Genomic DNA, 22,503 nt, shown 5'->3' with positions numbered 1-22,503 from the left:
TTTGTTATTAAATCGCCTTATCAAAATACAAATCCACACCACTCTGTTCAGACATTTTTTCTAAATATGCCCGCACTTCCGGTGGAAACTGGATATCACGTACGCACGTTAAATTACGCAGCATAGGGAAAACAATAATATCTTCCAATGAAAGCCCATCATTCAACGTTGCAACGGATTGAATTAGTGGCACAAGATTTTCAAGATCTTGATGTAAGCGAACAAGATAATTTGCCGTTTCATCTAAATTCTGTTGAAAATCTCCGATAGATTCGGTTTTCTTTTTAGTAAAATAATCCACCGCACTTTGGGTTTTAAATTCCGCCAGATCCATTTTTACAAAACGTGGAATGAGCAAATGATTATAGTAATGACCGAGCTTTTTTACCCATTCCTCAATTTCAGGACGAATTTGTTCAGAAAGAATTCTCTCACCGAAGTTTTCATCCACATAACGGACAATATCCAAACTTTCCGGCATTGCCGTGCCATCTTCTTTAATTAAAATCGGTACGACTTTTTTCCCCACCAAACCGATTGGCGTCGTTTCATCATCATTGGCAAGAATAACAAGTTCAAAAGGCAGATTTTTTAACCCAAAGATCATTCTTGCACGGACACAAAACGGACAATGATCATAAGCATATAATTTCATATTAGTCTCCTGTTTGAGTGAAATTTTCTAATAATTTGCCTAACCCACTCTGCCGTTTTACGGTCTGTCGTACTGCTATTTTCCAGATTTTTTCATCGGCAAAAACGGTGAGTGATTTTTTGGCTCGAGTTACACCGGTAAACACCAATTCGCGGGAAAGCACCGGATTAGGCTCCGTCGGTAGTACCATTAGCGTGTGATCAAATTCTGAGCCTTGCGATTTATGAATCGTCATAATAAATGCCGGTTCATGGGCAGGAATACGGCTGGTTAATACTTCACGATTCCCAAACCATACTTTGCCATTTGCCAAACACAAACCAATATCACCATTATACAAACGTACATTATGATCGTTTTCTGTGATCATAATCGGTTTGCCAAGATACCAATCTTGCTCATTTCGAAACCAAAGCAAATGTTCTCGACGCAATGCTAAAGCGATTTCTTTATTCAGATTTTCCACACCTAATGGGCTATTACGAAGTGCGGTCAAAAATCGGATCGAATTAAAACGGGCTTGAATCACCTCCGCATAGGTTTTACCTTCTTCATTTAATTGATTAAAATCCACACCCAGCTCTTGTAATTCCCGTAATTCCGTTAAATAAAGACGATAATTTTCAACCGCACTTTCCACTACTTGGTGTACCCAATCCTTTTCACTTTGTTCGGCATTGAGCCGATTAAAATATAATTCCTGAGGGAACGCTGAAAATAGCTTAAGGCTTTCTTCCCCATTACCACGCTGAATTTGCTCGGCGAGTTTGCCAATACCGGAATCTTTATCAAAGCGGCGGCTGAAGGTGAGATGACACAAACTATCACGCATCGGGTTGGCAACCGCTGCACTTGGCACATTATACCCTGTGGTTTGGCATAAATAATCTGCTTGTTCCTCACTATAAGGCTCTTCTACCCATTGTGCTAATTCACCTAGTACCGCTCCTGCCTCCACAGAAGCAAGTTGTGCTTGATCACCTAATAAAATCAAACGGCTTTCCGGTTTTAGTGCATTGATGAGTTTCGCCATTAAGGGTAAATCGATCATTGAAGTTTCATCCACCACCAAAACATCAAGTTGTAATGGATTTCTCTCATTATGGTGAGTATGCTCATTAAAAGCATTGACACCAAGCAAACGATGTAATGTTTCGGCTTTTTGCGGAATAGATTGTACTAATACCTCAGATAATCCCATGGATTGTTGTAAAAAAACTAAAGCATTTTGGATGGATTCTTCCAGTCGTGACGCCGCTTTACCCGTAGGGGCAACTAATTTGATGTGTAACCTATGTTCATATAATTCTTGTAATACTAATAACAGCCTTGTCACAGTGGTGGTTTTTCCGGTGCCGGGACCACCTGTAATAACCGTGAACGGATTTTTAATAGCCGTCGCAACCGCGACCTTTTGCCAGTCGATTTCTTCTGTTTGTTGTGGAAAATAACGCGCTAAATTTTCTCGAATTTCATCAGGTGAAAAAGCTAAAGTGCGGTGATTTTTTAAGGTGTTTTTAATATATTGTGCAACACGATATTCATCTTGCCAAATACGATAAAAATACAAGGCATTAAATTGAAAAACTATCGGAGCAATGTGTGAAATCGGATCTTGCGTAAATGCAAGATGCCCTCGTAAATGAGATTGCCATTGCTCGACCGAGAGAAAATCTATTTTTTGTTGAATCTCTGCAAGATAATCTTTTTCTGTGGCACGATATGCCAAACCGAATAAATTCCGTTCCAATGCTTTATCCAACTCAACGCAGGTATTACCTTGCGCGTAGTGCCAACTACAAAGTGCTGCCAGTAAAACGGCTAAATTTTTAGTCGGTTCGGGGAGATCTTCCTGCTGCTTATCCGCAATAAGTTTTGCAAAATAATAGTCGCCTAAACTGATAATATTTTGTTCATTCAATGTTTGTAAGAGTATTAGCATTAAAACACCTCCTCTAATTCATTGATGAGTTGTGTACTTGGGCGATCAAAAAACACGCCGGATTGCGGTTCACCATTCATTCCCCTTAAGAAAAGGTAAAACACACCGCCAAAATCACGTTCATAGTCATAATCGCTATCTACGGTTTTTAAATAACGGTGTAACGCTAAGGTATAAAGCAAATATTGCCAATCATAGTGATGATGTAACATCGCTTTTGCTAAGGTAGAAGGCGCATAATCCTCCCAATTTTCACCAAGAAAATTAGATTTATAATCCAATAAATAATACTTGCCTTGATAGCGAAAAACCAAATCAATTGTGCCACGTATCATCCCTTGAATATCCTCAAACTGCAGCATTTCACTTGGCAAATGATGATGGGCTTGTAATGCTTGATTGAAGCCCACCACATCAAAATGCTCTCGAATGGATAAATAAAAAGACATCTCTTTGATACAATCGGATTTTGCCAAATCAATTAATTTTAAAGGGAATGCTTTGGTTAAAGGCGTTTGCACAATTTGCTCAAACCATTGCTGTAATGATGTAATAAATTCCACATCCATCTGCAATTCTTGGCAAAGTTTTTCAAGGGCAATGTCATTAGTCAGTGCATTAAAATCATTTTTTTCTAAATAACGATGTAGCAACGTTCCCACTTGTGTGCCGCGTGGAAGCTCAGCAATGATCGGCAGGTTGTCATTGGAAAGTGCGGTCAATATTTCCGGAGAATATTGTGCTGACAGTTGTGTGTCATAATCTTTTGCTTCATCAAAAACAAGTTTTTTTTCTACTGCACTTTCGTTGAAATAGTTCATTCTACGGTGTTTTTGTTCAATGCCGGTAAAACTGGTGATATGCCAATTTTGTTCGATCTCCCCATGAAAGGAAGAGACAGAAAGATCATCTTGCACTAAAGAAAAAGCTAACGGTGGCAATTCATTTAATTGGTTTGCCGATTCAATAGTTACGCTCGGCACATTTGCTTTAAATTCATTAAGTAATGAGTGTGTTGAATAGGTTTGTAGCAAAGCTAAATTTTTACCAATTTCCCCACGGCTAAGCACGTAAAGAAGCGGATTCCATTTTTTATCAAATTGTTCCGGCAAGGCAAACGCCATTTGGTATTTAGCCCGCGTTAATGCCACATAAAGCAAACGCAATTCTTCCGCAAAGGTCTCTTCTGTCAATTCATCTAAATGGCGATTTTCCATATCCCATAAAACGGTCTTTTTATCCTGCGAGTAATAGAGATTAATATCAGCGGATTGATTAGGATCACGGCTTGGCACGGCTAAAAACGGTAACCAAACTAAATCATATTCCAACCCTTTGGATTTATGAATGGTGACAATTTTGACTAACTGACGTTCGCTTTCCAAACGAATTTGCGCCTCTTGTCTGCCCTCGCCTTGAATTTGTTTTTCTAACCAACTCAGTAATGCTGCTTCACTGTTATTTAATGTGGAAGCTTGTTGTAAAATCTCGGCAAGGTGTAAAAAATCCGTTAAATCACGCTCGCCACTCGGTACGCCTAATAAACGCTCTGCGATACCCTGTTCAAGTAAAAGTCGGTGCAACATGGGCAGTACGCCTTGTCGTTGCCAAGTTTGTTGATATTGTGCAAAACTATCCGCCCAACGTTGCCAATCTTGTTCATTATGATGGATTTGGTGAATTTCTGCTGCCGTCAAACCGAGAAGTGCAGTAGCAATGGCATTTAAAATAGGGCGTTCCGCCACATTCAAGCAGGCTTTCAAAACCAGCACCAATTCTTTCGCAATCCGACTGTCAAACACACTGCTTTGATCTGAAAGAAACACCGAAGCAATGCCCCGTTGCTGTAATGCCGTTTTCACAAATGCCGCTTCATGTCTGTCACGCACTAACACGGCGATACTAGCAGCCTGCAAAGTTTGACTATCCTTATCGCCCTTAAAAACAGCCTGATTTTCAGCCGCACTTTTTAGCCAATGTTGAATTGAAACCGCACAAGTCTGGGCAAGCTCGGTTTTATCTAATTTTCCGCCCTTTTCTTCTGTCAAATAAAACCGATAAGCAGGTTCCTGTTCACCATTTAAATAAAATTGGCGATGATCCTTTCTTGCACTAACCGGAGTAAATTCAATATTGTCATAAATAAATGGCGATTTAGGAAAATCGAATAATTGATTTACGCCCTCCACCACCCGTTGTTCGGAACGATAGTTTTTCATTAAATTAAAACGTTTATCCGCCTGATCCGCCGCCTTTAGATAAGTAAAGATATCCGCACCACGGAAACGATAAATCGCCTGTTTAGGATCGCCAATCATAATAAAACCGGTATTGTTTGATTGATTTTCTCGGTAAATTTTGGAAAAAATCCCATACTGTTGCGCATCCGTATCCTGAAATTCATCGATCATGGCAAAAGGATATTGAAAACGGATCATTTCGGCGAGTTGATCGCCCTGCTCATTTTGTAAGGCTTCGCAAAGTAATTGCAATAAATCGTCAAAAGATTTTTCTTGATGATTACGTTTATACTCAAGGAGTTTTTGTTGAATGCCTTGACGGTAATGGAAAAAGATAAGTTTTCGAAGTAAATCGGGAGAAATCGTTTGTTGAAATTCTTCAACCAAGCGATCCAATTCTTCTAAAACAGTGGAGTGATTTGGCTTTTTGTCCTTTGCCGCATTGCTATTCACCGCAGATTGTGTGAAATATTTGATAATATCTTCGCTTAATGAATGTTGTGTAACATTCTTCGTCCAAGAGGCTACACGCTTATAATAACCGGGTAAATGGTTGGAGCGATATTTATTACCGTTTAATCGTTTATTTTGAAGTTCCTGTGCGATGAAATGCTTAATTTCAGCCTCATTTTCTTGCCATGTTTGTTTTAATTTATCAATGATATTGCGTTGCGCCGCCACTTTCTCTAAAAGTGTTTCAAGGGGTAAGCTGAGAAGATCCCTATTTTCCAATTCAGCATCGAAGTTTTTGCCAATATCATTTTTAAGCACTGCTAACACGTTATCCGGTGATTTCAATTCTTGTGCAATAAAACTCGCTATCTCAAAAGGTTGGGGATAAAAATGCTCGCGCCAAAATTCATTCGCAAATTGTTTGAGCAAATCCGACGGGTCTTTTACTAATTCCAAATTGAAATGTACACCGGAATGAAAGGCATATTGCATCAACATTCGGCGACAAAAACCATGAATGGTAAAAATAGCGGCAAGATCTGTATTTTGCTCTGCCAATTTTAATCGCTGAATAGCAAGAGGAAAATCATTAATAGTGTGAGAAAGTGCGGTCAGAAATTCATCATTTTTAAAAGCGCTTTTCGATTGTGTTTCCACATAAGTAGACAATTTCTGAATGGCATCTGTAATGCGTTCACGAATTTTTTGCTTTAATTCTTCCGTCGCCATTTCCGTAAAGGTGACCACCAAAATTTCTTCAACATTCAACGGACGTGAAAAATTTTGCTCTCCTGCTTGCAACAAAAGGCGAAGATAAAGGGAACCAATGGTGTAAGTTTTCCCTGTTCCGGCTGATGCCTCAATCAAACTCACTTGATTTAAGGGTAATTCGACGGGATTAAGCGGCGTTGATTTTGTCATAGTTTCGCAAATGAGGGATTAAATAGACACTATTTTAGGGGGGAATTATCGCTTTGGCTATGTATTAAGTAATTTTTTAATGACGATTATTTCGGTTACAATAAGCCGCTAAAAAACAGGATAATTGAGGAAATATGCGAAAGGGTCGTGGTTGTGCCTTGTTGGCATTGATGCTTTTAATCGGAATGATTTCTTTGCCATGGTGGATTTCACCAAAACAAATCGAGCGTACGGTCAATTATTTCTTGGCGCCGGATTATTCCGTGCAATTATCCGATTGGACGATAAATAGTGAAGGATTAAAACTCCCTACTTTGCAAGTAAATTCAGAAAAATGCACGCTGGCAGAGCTACATGATATTCAACTTAATGGTTGGTTTTCTCCCCATTTAGCGGTTGAAAATGCAGTGGTCGATTACGCCTGTATTCAAACTATGCCAAGCCGTTATGACAAAACATCGATAAAATTGACCGCACTTTTTGCGACAATGCCGACCTTTGAAATTAATATTAAGCAACTTCAACTCTCAAATGCTAACAATCTTGTTCCGCCTGTTTTTCAGGATATTCTCAATGCCGATATTTCCGCAACGGCAAATGGTAACCACGATCAATTTCAGCTGAATTTATCCGCCCAAAATGACAAAGGATTAATATTACAGCACCAATCCACCCTTTCCTCTCAGGATAATCACTTTATTTGGCGGGGGAAAATCGATTATCAACCGGAAGAAAAACAATCTTATCAGTCACATTTTAACCTTCAATTAAATGATGAAATTCTCCGGATACAGCCAAAAGGAGAAATTATCTTAACATGGCAAAACCCTCATTTTTCCGTCAATAACGGAGAAGCAAGATTGTCTTGGGAAGGAGAAAATGGCGTGATTAAGGCACAAGATCTTGCACGAAAATCACCATTATTGGACGTGCCGTTTATTTTTACTCAGAACGGTCTGGAAATTTCTTGGGGAACATTTTATTGGACGTTTGACGGTTATCAACCTATTAAAGGATTTTTAGGCTTGTCGTTACGCACACCACAAAAAGGCTGGCTTCCCTTTGGTATTGATACCAACATAATCGTACAAACCTTTGGTGAGTATGGTAAAGGCGAGATTGTAATTTCCGGCGAAAATGGCGAAATTGGAGGGGGAGAAAAACAAGATCAGATCCATTTTAATTTAAAAACGCGCGGTGAACAATACGGTTGCACACACGAATTTAAGTTATCATCTCAGCGGTTCGTTTGATAACCCCTTACTTCGTTTTAACGAAGGCTCTATTTTCAAAATGGATAATCAACAACAAGACACCAATATTCACGTTCGTTTGCCATTAGATCATATTCAAATTGGTAAATACGGCTTAAATGGGCGATTACAGGCAACATTACAAGGTTTTACGCCACAATTTTCCGGCATTGATTTAAAACTGGACGGACAAGCGGACGAATTTATTGCAGGGATCAAAACCGTCTTTGAATTACGTGATCCACAACAAAAATTACGCGATGCCGAACTGAATGCTGATAACCGTTGGGATTGGACAATTAATGGTAACGCCTATTCGAATACCTTAAAAACACCGATCAAACTACAAGGTATCGGATTTTGGCAAGGGGATCATATTGAATTAAATCAACTCACTGCCCATTCTGATAAGATTCAAACAAACGGCATAACCATAGCGCCTCTCTCGTTAGAATTAAAAGATCGTTTACGTTGGGATTATGAAAAATCCCATATTCGAGGTTTGTTGCAAATCAAGAGCGATCAGATTGCCTTTGATTACGGCGGCGGTTTCACTCAACCTGTTTTTGCTGTTGGTATTGATGGGGAAAGTATTGAACGTTTTAATATTGCCGGTGATTTAAAGGCGGGTACATTAGGTCCGATTGATCTGCTCGCCCGTTATGAAAATCAAAAGTTAATAGGAAAAATCAGTTGGAAAAAACAATCGGCAAGCATATTCCAATCGCTTTTTCCTCAACAATGGGGCTGGTTAATCCATAATGGACATATTAAAGGCATCGGCAATTTCAATATTGATCAAAAAGGGATTACGATGAAAGGGAATCTACAACTTTATCATGTCGGTCTTTCCTTTCCTGATGGTGAAATTGAAGATTTAGACATTCGTTTCCCACTTAATTATCAAAATAATGCTTTACAAAATTCCACTAAAAATCCGATTAAGGTTTCTGTTCGTAATATGCGTAAAGGGGCATTATTCCTGAATGATGCCGTATTTAATTTATCCGGCACTTATCCTAATTCTAGGGCAAAACCGCTCACCCTGAGTAATGTGAGAATCGGTTTATTTGACGGTGAATTAACCATAGACAAACTGAATTTGCCGCAACATAAAATTGCGACGCTAAAATTTCATAATATTGATCTCCGACGCGTGATGGAAATGGCGCAATATAATCAAGTTCATTTGGAAGGACGTGTCAATGCAGCCTTGCCTTTTTGGCTCAATCATTCCGCCTGTTTAATTTGTGGCGGGACATTACAACAAGCCGATAAAATGCGAATTAAATTGAATGATGAGGTAGCTAAAGGGCTAAAAAAAGGCGGTTTGACCGAAAGCATTCTGGTTGATTTATTAAAAGAAATGGAACTACAAAACACCCATGCGAGTATTAATCTCACCCCGAACGGGCAAATGAATTTACGTGCTACAATTAAAGGCTTCAACGTAAATAACCCGACGCATAACCCTATTACATTGAACTATAATCACCAAGAAAATATGTTTGAATTATGGAATATGATTGACTACGGCGCTCAGTTTGAACAAAATTTACAATATCGGCTTTACCAAAATTTAGAACATGAAAAAACACCTTAAAAATCGACCGCACTTTTTATTTCTTTTAGCTGCGTTTAGCTTGCTGACAAGCTGTACCCCCACCATTCAGCTTGATACACCAAAAGAAGGCATCACAATTAATATGAATGTGGTGGTGGATCATAATATTAATGTCACAATGGATGAAAAAACGAGGACTGTGGTAGGAGAACATGGAAAAAAATAATGGCTTACCTCGTAAGCCATTTCATTTCTTAAAAATTTAGCACTTTATCCGCTTCTATCGTCCAATCGGCAAGCTCTGCCAATGTGCCGATTTCTACCCCTTCCGTCAAAGATAAATCCGTTATACCCCTTGCATTGGTACAGGTTTTGCAAAGTTTTACGGTCGCCCCCTGTGAGGTTAAAATTTCTAACATTTGTTGTAAATGATACCCTTCCGCCGGATTTTGTTTTGCCAATGCCCCGCTCACCGCATCGGACATTAAAAATAATTTCAAATTGACCGCACTTTTATGCTTTTCTTGTAACTGCAAAGCAAGGCGTAATGCACTAAAAAAATGTTCATCCCCATAAGGCGAAGAATGAATAATGAAAAGAATATTCTGCATAATAACTCTCTTAGTTTTCTTTCAAATACAAAAAGGGCGAACTTTCGCTCGCCCATAAAATTATCCCACCCAAACAAATTTCGCAATAAATAAAAGGGAAACCACCCAAACCGGTGCATTGATTTCCTTAATACGACCGGTACAGGTTTTCATAATACAGTAGCTGATAAAACCAAAGGCGATCCCTTCCGTGATGGAATATGTGAAAGGCATCATGGCTGCGGTAATAAATGCCGGTGTGGCCTCCGTTAAATCATCCCAAGATACACGAATTAAGCTGGATGCCATTAAAATCCCCACATAAACCAATGCACCGGCGGTAGCATAAGTTGGCACGACGGCGGTGAGCGGCGAGAAAAAAATCGTCAGTAAAAATAACAGGCCGACTGTCACAGCAGTCAATCCCGTACGTCCCCCTACAGAAACACCCGCACCGCTTTCAATATAAGTACTAATTGCAGAAGTACCAATATAAGAGCCACCTACCGCACTGATACTATCAACCAATAAAGCTTGTTTCATTTTTGGGAAACGCCCTTTTTCATCACTAATGCCGGCTTTATCCGTCACACCTAATAATGTTCCGGAAGAATCAAATAAATTGACTAATAAAAATGAAAAAATAATGCCGAGCAATGCGGTATCTAATGCGCCCGCAATATCGACTTTACCAACCACGGTGTCTAATGCCGGTGGCATAGAAATAATCCCTTGGAACATCACCGTTTCATCCAACCAAAGGGTAAGCCCCGTTACAACTGCAATGGAAATCAATACACCGGAAAAAATATTACGGGCAGCCAATACAACAATAATGAAAAAACCCAGTACACCAAGTAGAACTTTAGGATCATGCAGATCCCCCAGTGCTACTAATGTAGCGGGGTTCGCCACCACAAGCCCCATATTTTTAAAACCAATCAAAGCAATGAAAAAACCAATCCCTGCACCAATTCCCACGCGAATACTTAACGGAATGGACGCCATTAACCAATAACGAATTTGAAAAAGCGTCAGCACGAATAAACCAACAGAACCCCAAAAAATTGTTCCCATTCCGATTTCCCAAGAATAGCCCAATTTTCCAACGACTACATAAGCAAAGAAGGCATTCAATCCCATTGCAGGTGCAAGAGCGATAGGCAGGTTACTGAATAGCCCCATCGCCATCGTACCAATGCCGGCAATTAAACAGGTGGTGACAAACACAACCTGTTTATCCATCCCCGCATCTCCCAAAATTGACGGGTTCACAAATACAATATAAACCATGGTAAAAAAGGTAGTGATACCAGCGATAATTTCGGTTTTCGTATTCGAGCCTTTTTCACGCAATTTGAAAAGTCGTTCTAACATAATTGTTCCTTAAAATTAATAACCTTGATGATAAATCGCTTCGAGTAATTTCACTGAAAGATGAGCGAGATTAAAACGCTGCTCGTCTGCAACCGTCCAAAATTCAATACCGTTTTCAACCGCACTTAACGGATTGATATGTAATTTTACCTGTGTTTCACCACTTTCTTGTTCACCATTTATTACCGGTGTGATATTCATATCATGATATTGTATAAGTTCATTATCTTGCTGTTGAAAATCCGTCTCATAATCCCAAAGTGCGGTCACTTTTTGCGCCATTCCGTAAAATACCGGCACTTGCACGACATGAAAGATCACCGAGTTACATTGAGGAAAAATCTTTTGAAATTGTGCTGACAGTGCCATTGTTTTTTGTGGATAAACGTCAAATGCTAAACGTTTTTCCTCTTCATCTAACGGAATACCATTCAATAAACGTGCCGTTTGTCCCGCAAGTTTATTGACAGTTTCACCGTTTTGATAAGAAGCAGGAAGCAAAGATGTCGTGAAAATTTGTGTGATATTGGTTGTTTGTAGTAACGGAGAAATCGCCAAAGCAAGCTGACTAACTTGAGGATCCGGCAAGCTGACAATGTTACGTTGTCTTAATTCAACTAAATCGCCCTCATTAATTGTGGGTACAACAACCGGCACATCGGAAAGTGCAGCGCATATGCCTTTCATATCAATAATGACACAGCCACTTTCAGCGGCAATCGCAACGGAGGTTAATTGTTCAACATCACCTGCAAAAAAAAGATAATTAATCTCGGACCAATCCACTTTTTCCGGCGAACATTGCACAACACTTTTATTGTTAAAACGAACGCCTTGTTCCTCATCAAAAGGATAAATTTCTACAATTGACAATTTACCGATTGCAAATCTACTTTCCTCAAGGGCTTCAGCAATTTTCTCACATAATTCAAATTCTGCCGCAATGGCAATATTTAGGCTTGCATCCATTTTTTTCTCCGCTATAAAATAAGCGGTCTATTCTACAAAAAAAGGGCTAGAAATAAAATGACACCTGCAATCGATTTACTCAAAAAACAGAAAATTCCTTTTACCCTTCATACTTATGAGCATGACCCAAATAATATCCATTTTGGTGATGAGGCTGCAGAAAAATTAGGTATCGATCCCCATCGTTCCTTCAAAACCTTACTTGTCGCCGAAAATGGCGATCAAAAAAAGCTCGCCTGCTTTGTTTTACCTACATCTAATATGTTGAATTTAAAAAAAGCCGCCAAAGCAGTTGATGTCAAAAAAGTAGAAATGGCAGACAAAGATTTTGCTCAAAAAAGCAGTGGATATTTAGTAGGAGGAATTAGCCCTCTTGGGCAAAAGAAACGGCTAAAAACAGTGATAAATTCAACCGCACTTGAATTTGACACCATTTATGTTTCGGGAGGAAAGCGAGGATTAAGTGTAGAACTTGCTCCCAAAGATTTGGCAAATTTATTGAATGCCAAGTTCGTGGATATCATTGATGAAGAATAAGAACAATAAAAAGGGACAAGCAATCAACCTGTCCCTAAAAATTAATTACGCATATCCCGTTTTTTAAACTGCTACGACTAATATTTTTGTCGGCTACTCATCATTAAAAAGCAGAAGTGTCTTGAAACAATCCGACTTTCAAATCCGTTGCGGTATAAATAATCCGTCCATCGACTTCGACTTCACCGTCTGCCATTCCCATGACTAATTTACGATTAATCACCCGCTTCATATTAATCCGGTAAATCACTTTTTTTGCTGTGGGTAAAACCTGACCGGTAAATTTGACTTCCCCTACACCTAATGCACGACCTTTTCCTTTACCGCCGATCCAGCCTAGAAAAAAGCCGACCAACTGCCACATAGCATCTAAACCTAAACATCCCGGCATCACCGGATCGCCAATAAAATGGCAGCTAAAAAAAGGTAAATCCGGATGAATATCCAATTCTGCCTCAATATAGCCTTTTCCGAAAGTGCCGCCGTCTTCCGTCATTTTCACAATACGATCCATCATTAACATTGTTGGGGCGGGGAGTTGTGGCCCCTCAACACCAAATAGCTCACCACGACCGGATGCCAGCAAATCTTCATAACTGTAACTTTCTTTTTTATTTGGTGTACAAGTGTTTTGCATTTTTCTTCCCTTAATTTATTTTATTCCAGTAAATCACTGAGGCTAAGCATTCTAAAAGGAATAAGAAAGACTGTAAATAGAAAACACTTGTTAGCTGAACTTGTCCGATCAGTTTCCTAATAACTGAACTATGGAGCATTATATAAAAAAGAAGAGCGAACATTTGTTCGCTCTTTAACCTGTAACTATCTGAAAAAATTCAACAGACCTTTTTTCGGTGGTTCTGCACGAAAATCAATTCTCCGTTGGATTAGGCGGGAAATCGGCATTTTGCGATCTTCGTAAATTTTATTTTCTTCTTCCAATAGATCACGTTGGAAAATCAATTCACAGGTTTGATAAATATCTTCTACCGGAAAAATAAAAAACTCGCCATTTTTGACCGCACTTACTACTTCATCGGAAAGACTCAACTGCTGAATGGTTGTTGCCGGAATAATTACCCCTTGCTTTCCGGTAAGCCCTCGCCGTTGGCAAATGGTGAAAAATCCCTCAATTTTATCGTTTACACCGCCTACCGCATGAACAAGCCCAAATTGATCAATCGAACCGGTTACTGCAATATGCTGCGGTAAAGGTAATTCAGCCAATGCACTGACAAGTACGCAAAAAATTGCCAGCGATGCACTGTCTCCATCAATTTCACCATAAGATTGTTCAAAAACAAGAGAGGCGGAGAATGGTAGTTGTGAAGGTAATTCTAAAATATTCGATAGGCAGGCTTGCGCAATCATCATTCCTTTACCGTGTAAATTTCCGGCAAGCTCATTTTTACGTTCTACGTCCACCACTTCCCCTTCACCAAATTGCACCACACAACTAATGCGTGAAGGTTCACCAAATACTACCGGTGTACCGGGGTATTCAATCACCGATAAGCCATTAATCTGCCCGACAATTTCACCTGCTGTTTCTACATACACCTGTTCATTGAGAATATCGGCATAGGTTTGTTCTTTTAAAAAACCGTGTTGTGTTCTTTGCTGTTGAAAAAATGCTTCAAAATCAACCGCACTTAGTGATGTTTTTTGTGCAAGTGTTGCAGTATTAAGCAATATATTCTTCAATATCGTAGGTGAAGTATTAATTAAAAATCGATTCTCACTTTCTCTCACAAGAAATTGATACAATTTATGCAATGCAGAAAAATCTAAAGCTAAGTGATTTTCTTCTGCTAAACCATGGACATAACCTACCCAATTTTTTTGTTCATTGATATCGGCCACTGAAAGATAACTTTCAATTTCGGCATAATCTGCAAAATTGTACAAATTTTCTTCCAACTCACCTAAGGTAGCAAGTTCCGTACGATTGCCTAATACAATCACTTTGGTATCAAGCGGATAGCTTGGGATTTCACAAGGTAATGTTTTAAAGGGATGTGCAGAATACCAATCGAATCGTTTGGTTTGTAAAATATGTTTTAAACGCTGCCACAAATCAAATTGTGCCAATAATGTTGAAGCGCTCAAAATCAATACGCCTCCATTAGCACGGTGAATTAATCCCGGATGAAGTTGAATATCTTGCGAACCCGGGTGCACTTTCACACTACCAAAGAGCTGAAATTGATCGCAATATAATGCAGTTACCACCTCGCCTGAAGCAGAGAAATTATCTTCTAAAGATTGTGCCGGCTCAACCACTATCCGAGGAAATGAAAAAGAATCCCCCTGTTCCACAATATAATTTACCCCAAAAATCAACCGCACTTGGGGTAGCATTTTTCGTACTAGCGGCATAAGCAAGACAGCATAATCGATCTGATCATCTGCTTTTAGCACCATGAGGGAACGATGTGGGTTACGCAAAAACAAAGAAAGGGCATTTTTAGCATTCGGCTGTAATGCCCAAAAATCAAGGGGTTGAGTGGGTTGTTCAGTATAGCCTAATTGGGGTTGTAGCGATTCCCAATTAAGGAATTGTTCTTGAAAAAAAGATGAACTCACTGGCGATTTCTCATTAGTAAAATTGACCGCATTATCTCATATTTATGTATATTGTAAAAATCAGCTGGAAAAATTAATTTAAAACACGTATATTAAACGAGTTACCACGTCACTAAATATTATATGTCATGAAATATCAAAAGTTAGAAAACCAAGAAGCTAATTGGAAATGGATTTACCTAATTCGAAAATATCGTGAAGGTGAAAATATCACCCGCTACGAGGAAAAAAGCTTACAAGAATCAGTTGTAGCAGAGCTATTAGAAAGTCAGAATTATCCGCAAAAGATTGAAAATTGGATTAAGCAACACCTTTCTACGGTATTACCTATTAAACTGGATCAAGCTATTCGAGCAAGAAGAAAACGTTTTTTCAATGCCGAAAAACAATCCACAAAAAAGAAATCCATTGATTTGGAATATGCGGTTTGGCTACGACTTTCAAAATATTCACGCAAAATGAATATGACTCTTTCAGAAACAATCACTTATATGATTGATGAACGAGAAAGCAAAGCGCTATATGAAAGCCAAATGTCAGCAATGAAAGATAGCCTCAAAAATTTATTAAAATAATAAAAAAGACAAGGCTGCAAACCTTGTCTTTTAATTAAACTAAATAGAGAAATTTTAAGAGCGCAGTTTAATTCACGCTCTTATCTTATTCCACAATTGGAATAATTTTTGTGGCATGAGATCCTTTATCACCGTGAATCACTTCAAATTGCACTTTTTGCCCTGCTTTTAATGAACGATAACCATCCATCTCAATCACAGAGTAATGTGCGAAGATGTCAGCTTCCACGCCTTCTGCGGAAATAAAACCAAATCCTTTTGCGTTATTAAACCACTTAACAATACCGATTTCCATTATTGACCTCTTATATATAGGCTTCGCCTATACAACCATAAAACAAACAAGGCATATGCCTTATCACCTTAATTGGTCGCTATATTTAAATATTTTGTTTTTTTATGCAACAAGCAATATTTAAAAATGTTATAGAGATCACAAAATATTTTTATTTTTCAGTATTTTTTGCTGATTTTTCATATAATTCACGCAATTCTCTTGCCACAATTTGAATTGCTTCACCACTATTTATGCCTTTTGCCATTAATTCTTGAATTTTTTCAACCGCTCTTTGTTGTTCTTCGTGCGTTAATTGTATATCTAACATAAATTTACCAGCCGAATTTTGTCATTAAATCTTGCCATTGCTCATCCAATGGCGCGTGAATTGTGATTGTTGCCTGTGAAATAGGATGGATAAAACATAACGTTTCCGCATGCAACAATAAACGTTTACAGCCTATATTTTCCGTTAAAGCCCGATTTTGATGCAAATCCCCATATTGCGTGTCACCTAAAATAGGATGAAAAATATGTTTGCAATGGCGGCGTAATTGATGTTTTCTCCCCGTATGTGGAATTAAACGCACCAAAGAATAACGAGAAGTCTCATAACGTCCTGCCGGATAAGGCATTTCTATAATTTTTAGGCATTCATAATCCGTTACCGCCTCTTGAGCGATATTGTCTTCTTTTGCAAATTTATCAGCAATTTTATCAAGCTGAATTTTCAACGGATAATCAATTCTATTCGCCCCTTCTAAATAACCACGCAATACCGCTAAATAGAATTTTTTCACCTTTTTTTGCTCAAATTGCTGACACATCAAATTTGCAATTTCACTACTTAAGGCAAACAGCAACACACCGGATGTAGGACGATCTAAACGATGAATAGGAAAGACATGCTGCCCGATTTGATCCCGTAACCTTTGCATGACAAATTGTGTTTCATGTGGATCTAACCAACTACGATGCACTAACATTCCGGCAGGCTTATTCACGGCAACCAGCCATTTATCTTGATATAAAATCTCTAGGATCATTGATTATGTAATAATTTTTCTAATTCCAATAAGGGAGCAAGTAATAACGTAAGCCCATCAAATTCTTTTAGCGCTTCTTCAATGTAAGGCGAAATAGCAATTTGGTTTGGTAGCGGCGCACCACTTTCTAGCAAAGCGTACATACGCGGAATAAAAACCCATTGTAGCCATTCTTCCGGTGTCATCGTATCAAGCGAAAAAGGTTCTTCACTTAAAAATGCTTCCTGTGCCGGTGGTACTGATTGCCACACATTCAAACTTTGCATGGTTTGCTGAAGCTGCTCAAGATGAAGTTTAGTTTGGTTACGCATAATCCTCCCTATTATGAAATTTGCAACTACTTAGAAAAGTGCTGTATTCTACGTAAAACCGAGTGGCTACGCAAAAAGTGCGGTCATTTTTAACCATGAATTATGGAAAAATCTTCAACTGAGATTTCTTTATGAATATTTATCATCACTCTCTCAACTTTTGCCGTTCTAGGGCCTAACTTTAGCCATTGCTCAAAAGCCTCCAACTGCTCTTCACTCCCCTGAGCAGTAGCTTCCACCGAACCATCAGTCCGATTTCTGACCGAGCCTTTAATACCTAATTTTTTCGCTTCTTTCCAAGTAAAATAGCGAAACCCAACACCTTGTACTAGCCCATAAATGAAAAATTGTTTTGTCATATAACCCTCCCAAACCAACTCTTACTCGGTATTTTCCTTGATTTTGATCACCATAGTAGTTTTTTATGGCAAAAATTTGATTCCATAATCGGTTAAACCACCCATTCCATCAAAATCAATGAAACTCAGATAAAACGTCACCATAATCGCTACTCTGATGATGAATGTTTTATCTCCCGTTTCGCCGTAGTGGCAAAGATAATTTTATCAGGACGATAACTAATACTCCCGTACTGAAACGGGCGCCCATCCGCTAAATAAGTTGTACTGGTTACACTAACAACCATCTCGTACCCGCCAAGATCCAAGACATTTTTTTCTTCTTCATTAGCATAACGAAAGGTAATTTTCCGTTGTGAATGACTAATTTTCAAACCTAATTCGTTTTCTAAATAGTGGTAAATAGATTGCTCCGCAATGTCACGACTAATAAAAGGCACAATACGACGGTCAAAATAAGAGAGTTCGTACTCAACATTTTCTCCATCAATTTCACGTACCCGACCGATACGGTAAAAATCAATTTGCTCATTTACGTTAAAGATATCCATTAATTTTTCTTCCCCTTGCACAATATATAGACTCGTTAACGTTGTTTTCACTTGATGGGTTGAAGAATAATCCAATTCTCTCTGTGTTTTAATTTCAGAAAGCTGCTGAGGTTTTAATAGATTCTGTTCTAAAACAATAGAATTTCTTCCCTGTTGCTTTTGAATATAGCCATCCATTTCGAGTAATAGAAGTGCCTTACGAATAGTATCTTTAGAAAAACCATAATGTTGCATGAGTTCATTTTCACTGGGTAATTCCTGATTTTTCGTTAAAACACCCTTGCTGATTTTAGTTTTTATATCGTTATAGACTTTTTTATATTTACTCATTCTTCATTCCACCTTGCCTACTTAGTGAATAGGATAGCATAAATCACCTAAAGCTATACTTATAAACTGTGATTTAAATCACACTTTTACGTTAATGATATCACTTTTACGTAAAAGATATTGCGTAACGAGAAATTTTAGCTAAAATTGGTGACAGTTCTGGTTTCCATAAGGAAAAATTATGCTTACTCGTTCAAGCGGCGTTTTAATGCACATCACCTCATTACCTAATTCATTTGGTATCGGTAGTTTTGGACAATCCGCCTATGATTTTGTGGATTTTTTGGTTGAAACTAAACAAACTTATTGGCAAATCCTTCCATTAACTACAACAAGTTACGGCGACTCACCCTATCAGTCTTTTTCAGCCATTGCCGGCAACCCGCATTTGATTGATTTTGATCTATTGGCACAAATGGGGCTTTTAAAAGAAGAAGATTATCTTTCTACCAATTTTGGCGATGACCCAACACAAGTTGATTATGAGCGTATTTTTTACGCAAGACGCCCAATTTTGGAAATTGCAGTAAAAAATTTTGTGGAAAATAACGAATTCCACCCCGCATTTGAAAACTTTGAAAAAAACAACCGCACTTGGTTATCTGATTATGCGGAATTTATGGCAATTAAAGAGCATTTTGGTAATCACGCTTTACAAGAATGGGATGATAAACAAATCATTGCACGTGACCCCCAAACCTTAAAAAAATACCGCACAATGCTGGCACAGCAGATTCAATATTTTAAAGTCACACAATATTTTTTCTTTAAACAATGGCAAGCCTTGAAAGATTATGCCAACCAAAAAGGCATTAAAATTATCGGTGATATGCCTATTTATGTTTCCGCTGATAGCGTTGAAGTATGGACCAAACCGGAGCTCTTCCAACTTGATGCTGAACGTAATCCCCTTTTTGTCGCCGGTGTGCCAGCTGATCAATTCAGTGCTACCGGACAACTTTGGGGCAATCCGCTTTATGATTGGAATGAACATAAAAAACAAGGCTATGCTTGGTGGATTTATCGTATAGCAGAAAGCTTTAAAATTTACGATGTACTTCGTATCGACCATTTCAAAGGGTTCTCAGATTATTGGCAAGTTGACGGCAAAGCGGAAATTGCAAAGTACGGGAGCTGGCAACCGGGTCCAGGTTATGAACTATTTGAAGCCGTAAAACAAAAATTAGGCGACTTACCGATTATCGCTGAAGATCTAGGCAATATTGATGATAAAGCGAAAAAATTGTTAGCTGATTGCGGTTATCCCGGTATGAAAATTTTACAATTCGGTTTTGAAGATACCACAGGAGAAAGTTTTGATAGCCCGCACCATTGCATACCTCATTGTATCGCCTACACTGGTACACACGATAATGATGTTATCAATGGTTGGTATAACAATTTGGCAGCGGAACAGCAGCAATATGTCAATGATTATACGCATCGTGGCGTAGATGAGTCTGTTTGTCAGGCAGTGATTCGTCAATTATTCGCGACGGTAAGTAATACGGCGATTGCAACCATGCAAGATATTTTAGATTTGCCAACCTATTCAAGAATGAATATCCCTTCTACCATTGGTGGAAACTGGCAATGGCGAATGCTAAAAACCGATTTAACCCAAGATAAAAAAGATTTCTTAACGAAAATAACCACGTTATATCAAAGAGCAAATAAGGAAAAAGCAATGATTAAATTTAGTAATTTTGTACAAGCAAGTACAAACAAGTCTCTTGAAGAATTAAACGATCAGGCTATTTATGCACAGTTGCTAAACTATGTAAAAACCCTTTCTGCGGATAAATCAAAAAATACCGGAAAACGGAAAGTTTATTATATTTCTGCCGAATTTTTGATTGGTAAATTATTATCTAACAACCTCATTAACCTTGGGGTATATCAAGAAGTTAAAGATGAATTGGCACGTGCCGGAAAATCATTAAGTCATATTGAAGATATTGAGCCTGAACCCTCTTTAGGAAACGGCGGCTTAGGGCGTTTAGCCTCTTGTTTTATTGATTCAATGGCGACCCTTGGCTTAAATGCCGAAGGCGTGGGCTTAAATTATCATTGTGGTTTGTTTAAACAAGTGTTTAAACAAAACGAACAAAAAGCTGAACCGAATTATTGGATCGAAGAAAATTCTTGGCTAATCCCAACAAAAGTTAGCTATGAAGTGCCATTTAAATCCTTTACTTTAACCTCAAAATTAGATCGTATTGATATTTTAGGTTATAAAAAATCAACAAAAAATTATCTCAATTTATTTGATATTAAATCGGTGAATTATCACTTAATTAAAGACGGAATTGAGTTCGATAAAACAAATATTAAAGAAAATTTAACTTTATTTCTTTATCCTGATGATTCTGATAAAAATGGGGAATTATTACGCATTTATCAACAATATTTTATGGTATCCAATGCGACACAATTATTAATTGATGAAGCTATTGAACGCGGGAGTAACATACATGACCTCGCTGACTATGCTTACGTACAAATTAATGACACTCACCCCTCAATGGTGATCCCTGAATTAATTCGCTTACTTACCGAAAAACATCATCTTAAATTTTTGGAAGCAGTAGAAATCGTACGTAATATGGTGGGCTATACCAACCACACTATTCTTGCCGAAGCCTTGGAAAAATGGCCGCTTGATTATTTACAGCAAGTCGTACCACATTTAGTCGTTATCATTAAAAAATTAGATGAATTAGTACGTAGCGAATATAAAGATCCTACGGTACAAATTATTGATGAACGTAATTGTGTACATATGGCTAATATGGATATCCATTTTTCAAACTCAGTGAACGGTGTTGCGGCACTGCACACAGAAATTTTGAAAAATGCGGAACTCAAAGCATTTTATGCCCTCTATCCTGAAAAATTTAATAATAAAACAAACGGTATCACCTTCCGTCGTTGGTTAGAATTTTCCAATCAAGAGTTGGCGGCTTATCTAAAACAACTCATTGGGGATAATTATTTACAAGATGCCACACAGTTAGAGAAATTACTCGCTTTCGCCGATGACAAACAAGTTCATCAAAAACTTGCCGAAATTAAATTTAACAATAAGTTAGCGTTAAAAACCTATCTTAAAGAAAATAAAGGCATTGAATTAGATGAAAATTCAATTATTGATACGCAAATTAAACGTTTCCATGAATACAAGCGTCAGCAAATGAACGCACTTTATGTGATTCATAAATATCTTGAGATTAAAGCCGGTAAATTACCTCAACGTAAAATCACCGTTATCTTTGGCGGTAAAGCAGCGCCTGCTTATGTGATTGCACAAGATATTATTCATTTAATTCTTTGTTTATCCGAACTTATCAATAACGATCCGGAAGTCAATCAATATTTAAATGTTTATTTAGTGGAAAACTATAACGTGAGTGTGGCTGAGAAATTAATTCCTGCGACGGATATTTCGGAACAAATCTCCCTTGCATCCAAAGAAGCCTCCGGTACAGGCAATATGAAATTTATGCTTAATGGTGCATTAACACTGGGTACAATGGATGGCGCAAATGTTGAGATCGCAGAGCTTGCTGGCGCAGAAAATATTTACACCTTTGGTAAAGATTCACAAAGTATCATTAAACTTTATGAAACGGCAGGCTATGTTTCAAAAGATTACTACGATAATGATCAATACATTAAACGTGCGGTAGATTTTATTATTAATCCGGCATTAGTAAAACTCGGTAATTCAGTACGTTTGAAACGTCTCTATAATGAATTATTGAATAAAGACTGGTTTATGACCTTGATTGACTTCAACACTTACGTAAAAGCGAAGGAACAAATTTTAGCGGATTATGAAGATCAAGATAGCTGGAATAAAAAAGTGATTCACAATATCGCCAAAGCAGGCTTCTTCTCCTCAGACCGAACTATTGCGCAATACAACGCAGATATTTGGCATTGTGAGAGCTAAGGAAAGAGCAAA

Annotated in this window: 18 protein-coding genes and 1 pseudogene; 5 read left to right on the top strand and 14 right to left on the bottom strand. The window is 38.1% G+C overall.

What is annotated here, in order from left to right; translation table 11 throughout:
- Window positions 1-7 precede the first annotated feature (7 nt).
- The 3 genes from grxB to recB are packed head-to-tail and all read right to left on the bottom strand — an operon-like array spanning window position 8 to window position 6,211.
- Window positions 8-655, bottom strand: coding sequence for a glutaredoxin 2 (gene grxB, locus A3GE_RS0102545; RefSeq protein ID WP_018355713.1), 648 nt, complete (start codon window positions 653-655; stop codon window positions 8-10).
- A gap of 1 nt (window position 656) precedes the next feature.
- Complete coding sequence (gene recD / locus A3GE_RS0102540) at window positions 657-2,597, bottom strand: exodeoxyribonuclease V subunit alpha (RefSeq protein WP_018355712.1); 1,941 nt, start codon at window positions 2,595-2,597, stop codon at window positions 657-659.
- Window positions 2,597-6,211: an exodeoxyribonuclease V subunit beta gene (recB, locus tag A3GE_RS0102535; RefSeq protein WP_018355711.1), complete on the bottom strand. Its 3,615-nt coding sequence runs from the start codon at window positions 6,209-6,211 to the stop codon at window positions 2,597-2,599. Before recB ends, recD begins: the two co-directional genes overlap by 1 nt.
- 134 nt (window positions 6,212-6,345) lie before the next feature.
- Here recB and A3GE_RS11390 point away from each other — a divergent pair.
- A pseudogene (locus tag A3GE_RS11390) lies at window positions 6,346-9,067 on the top strand (YdbH family protein).
- Entirely contained in the window at window positions 9,051-9,254 is a 204-nt protein-coding gene (locus tag A3GE_RS0102525) for a YnbE family lipoprotein (RefSeq protein ID WP_018355710.1), read from the top strand. Before A3GE_RS11390 ends, A3GE_RS0102525 begins: the two are co-directional and overlap by 17 nt.
- 28 nt (window positions 9,255-9,282) lie before the next feature.
- Here A3GE_RS0102525 and A3GE_RS0102520 read toward each other — a convergent pair whose 3' ends face one another.
- The 3 genes from A3GE_RS0102520 to A3GE_RS0102510 are packed head-to-tail and all read right to left on the bottom strand — an operon-like array spanning window position 9,283 to window position 11,964.
- Window positions 9,283-9,639, bottom strand: a complete 357-nt coding sequence (locus A3GE_RS0102520; RefSeq protein WP_018355709.1) for a DsrE/DsrF/TusD sulfur relay family protein — start codon at window positions 9,637-9,639, stop codon at window positions 9,283-9,285.
- 60 nt (window positions 9,640-9,699) lie between these two features.
- Window positions 9,700-10,995, bottom strand: a complete 1,296-nt coding sequence (locus A3GE_RS0102515) for an NCS2 family permease (RefSeq protein ID WP_018355708.1) — start codon at window positions 10,993-10,995, stop codon at window positions 9,700-9,702.
- 15 nt (window positions 10,996-11,010) lie between these two features.
- A complete protein-coding gene (locus A3GE_RS0102510) occupies window positions 11,011-11,964 on the bottom strand; it encodes an oxidoreductase (protein ID WP_018355707.1) in 954 nt (317 codons plus the stop codon).
- 57 nt (window positions 11,965-12,021) lie between these two features.
- Here A3GE_RS0102510 and ybaK point away from each other — a divergent pair, with 57 nt between their 5' ends.
- Window positions 12,022-12,501, top strand: a complete 480-nt coding sequence (gene ybaK, locus A3GE_RS0102505; RefSeq protein WP_018355706.1) for a Cys-tRNA(Pro) deacylase — start codon at window positions 12,022-12,024, stop codon at window positions 12,499-12,501.
- 103 nt (window positions 12,502-12,604) lie between these two features.
- Here the strand turns inward: ybaK and fabA are convergent, their stop codons facing one another.
- Window positions 12,605-13,138, bottom strand: a complete 534-nt coding sequence (gene fabA, locus A3GE_RS0102500; protein WP_018355705.1) for a bifunctional 3-hydroxydecanoyl-ACP dehydratase/trans-2-decenoyl-ACP isomerase — start codon at window positions 13,136-13,138, stop codon at window positions 12,605-12,607.
- A 185-nt stretch (window positions 13,139-13,323) separates the two neighbouring features.
- Window positions 13,324-15,087, bottom strand: a complete 1,764-nt coding sequence (locus A3GE_RS0102495; RefSeq protein ID WP_018355704.1) for an AAA family ATPase — start codon at window positions 15,085-15,087, stop codon at window positions 13,324-13,326.
- A gap of 128 nt (window positions 15,088-15,215) precedes the next feature.
- Here A3GE_RS0102495 and matP point away from each other — a divergent pair, with 128 nt between their 5' ends.
- Window positions 15,216-15,662: a macrodomain Ter protein MatP gene (matP, locus tag A3GE_RS0102490; protein ID WP_018355703.1), complete on the top strand. Its 447-nt coding sequence runs from the start codon at window positions 15,216-15,218 to the stop codon at window positions 15,660-15,662.
- An 85-nt stretch (window positions 15,663-15,747) separates the two neighbouring features.
- Here matP and cspD read toward each other — a convergent pair whose 3' ends face one another.
- From cspD to A3GE_RS0102460, 6 genes are all read right to left on the bottom strand, one after another.
- On the bottom strand, window positions 15,748-15,957 hold the full coding sequence (gene cspD, locus A3GE_RS0102485; RefSeq protein ID WP_018355702.1) for a cold shock domain-containing protein CspD: 210 nt from the start codon (window positions 15,955-15,957) through the stop codon (window positions 15,748-15,750).
- A 151-nt stretch (window positions 15,958-16,108) separates the two neighbouring features.
- Window positions 16,109-16,267 carry a YoaH family protein gene (locus A3GE_RS11680; protein ID WP_018355701.1) on the bottom strand — a complete coding sequence of 53 codons (159 nt, stop codon included), beginning with the start codon at window positions 16,265-16,267 and terminating at the stop codon, window positions 16,109-16,111.
- Between the two features lie 4 nt (window positions 16,268-16,271).
- A complete protein-coding gene (truC, locus tag A3GE_RS0102475; RefSeq protein WP_026215357.1) occupies window positions 16,272-16,982 on the bottom strand; it encodes a tRNA pseudouridine(65) synthase TruC in 711 nt (236 codons plus the stop codon).
- Window positions 16,982-17,296 carry a YqcC family protein gene (locus tag A3GE_RS0102470; protein WP_018355699.1) on the bottom strand — a complete coding sequence of 105 codons (315 nt, stop codon included), beginning with the start codon at window positions 17,294-17,296 and terminating at the stop codon, window positions 16,982-16,984. Before A3GE_RS0102470 ends, truC begins: the two co-directional genes overlap by 1 nt.
- 89 nt (window positions 17,297-17,385) lie before the next feature.
- Window positions 17,386-17,655: an acylphosphatase gene (locus tag A3GE_RS0102465; protein WP_018355698.1), complete on the bottom strand. Its 270-nt coding sequence runs from the start codon at window positions 17,653-17,655 to the stop codon at window positions 17,386-17,388.
- Window positions 17,656-17,804: 149 nt separating this feature from the next.
- The gene (locus A3GE_RS0102460; protein WP_018355697.1) at window positions 17,805-18,536 is read right to left on the bottom strand and encodes a UTRA domain-containing protein; all 732 of its coding nucleotides are present in this window, start codon (window positions 18,534-18,536) and stop codon (window positions 17,805-17,807) included.
- Window positions 18,537-18,717: 181 nt separating this feature from the next.
- Between A3GE_RS0102460 and malQ the strand changes: the two genes are divergently transcribed.
- Window positions 18,718-22,491: a 4-alpha-glucanotransferase gene (malQ, locus tag A3GE_RS11675; protein WP_018355696.1), complete on the top strand. Its 3,774-nt coding sequence runs from the start codon at window positions 18,718-18,720 to the stop codon at window positions 22,489-22,491.
- Window positions 22,492-22,503 lie beyond the last annotated feature (12 nt).

The organism is Rodentibacter pneumotropicus DSM 21403, from assembly GCF_000379905.1.
Taxonomy (GTDB): Bacteria; Pseudomonadota; Gammaproteobacteria; order Enterobacterales; family Pasteurellaceae; genus Rodentibacter; species Rodentibacter pneumotropicus.
Note: the sequence above shows the minus strand (reverse complement) of the source record. Positions and strands in the feature narration are given on the sequence as shown.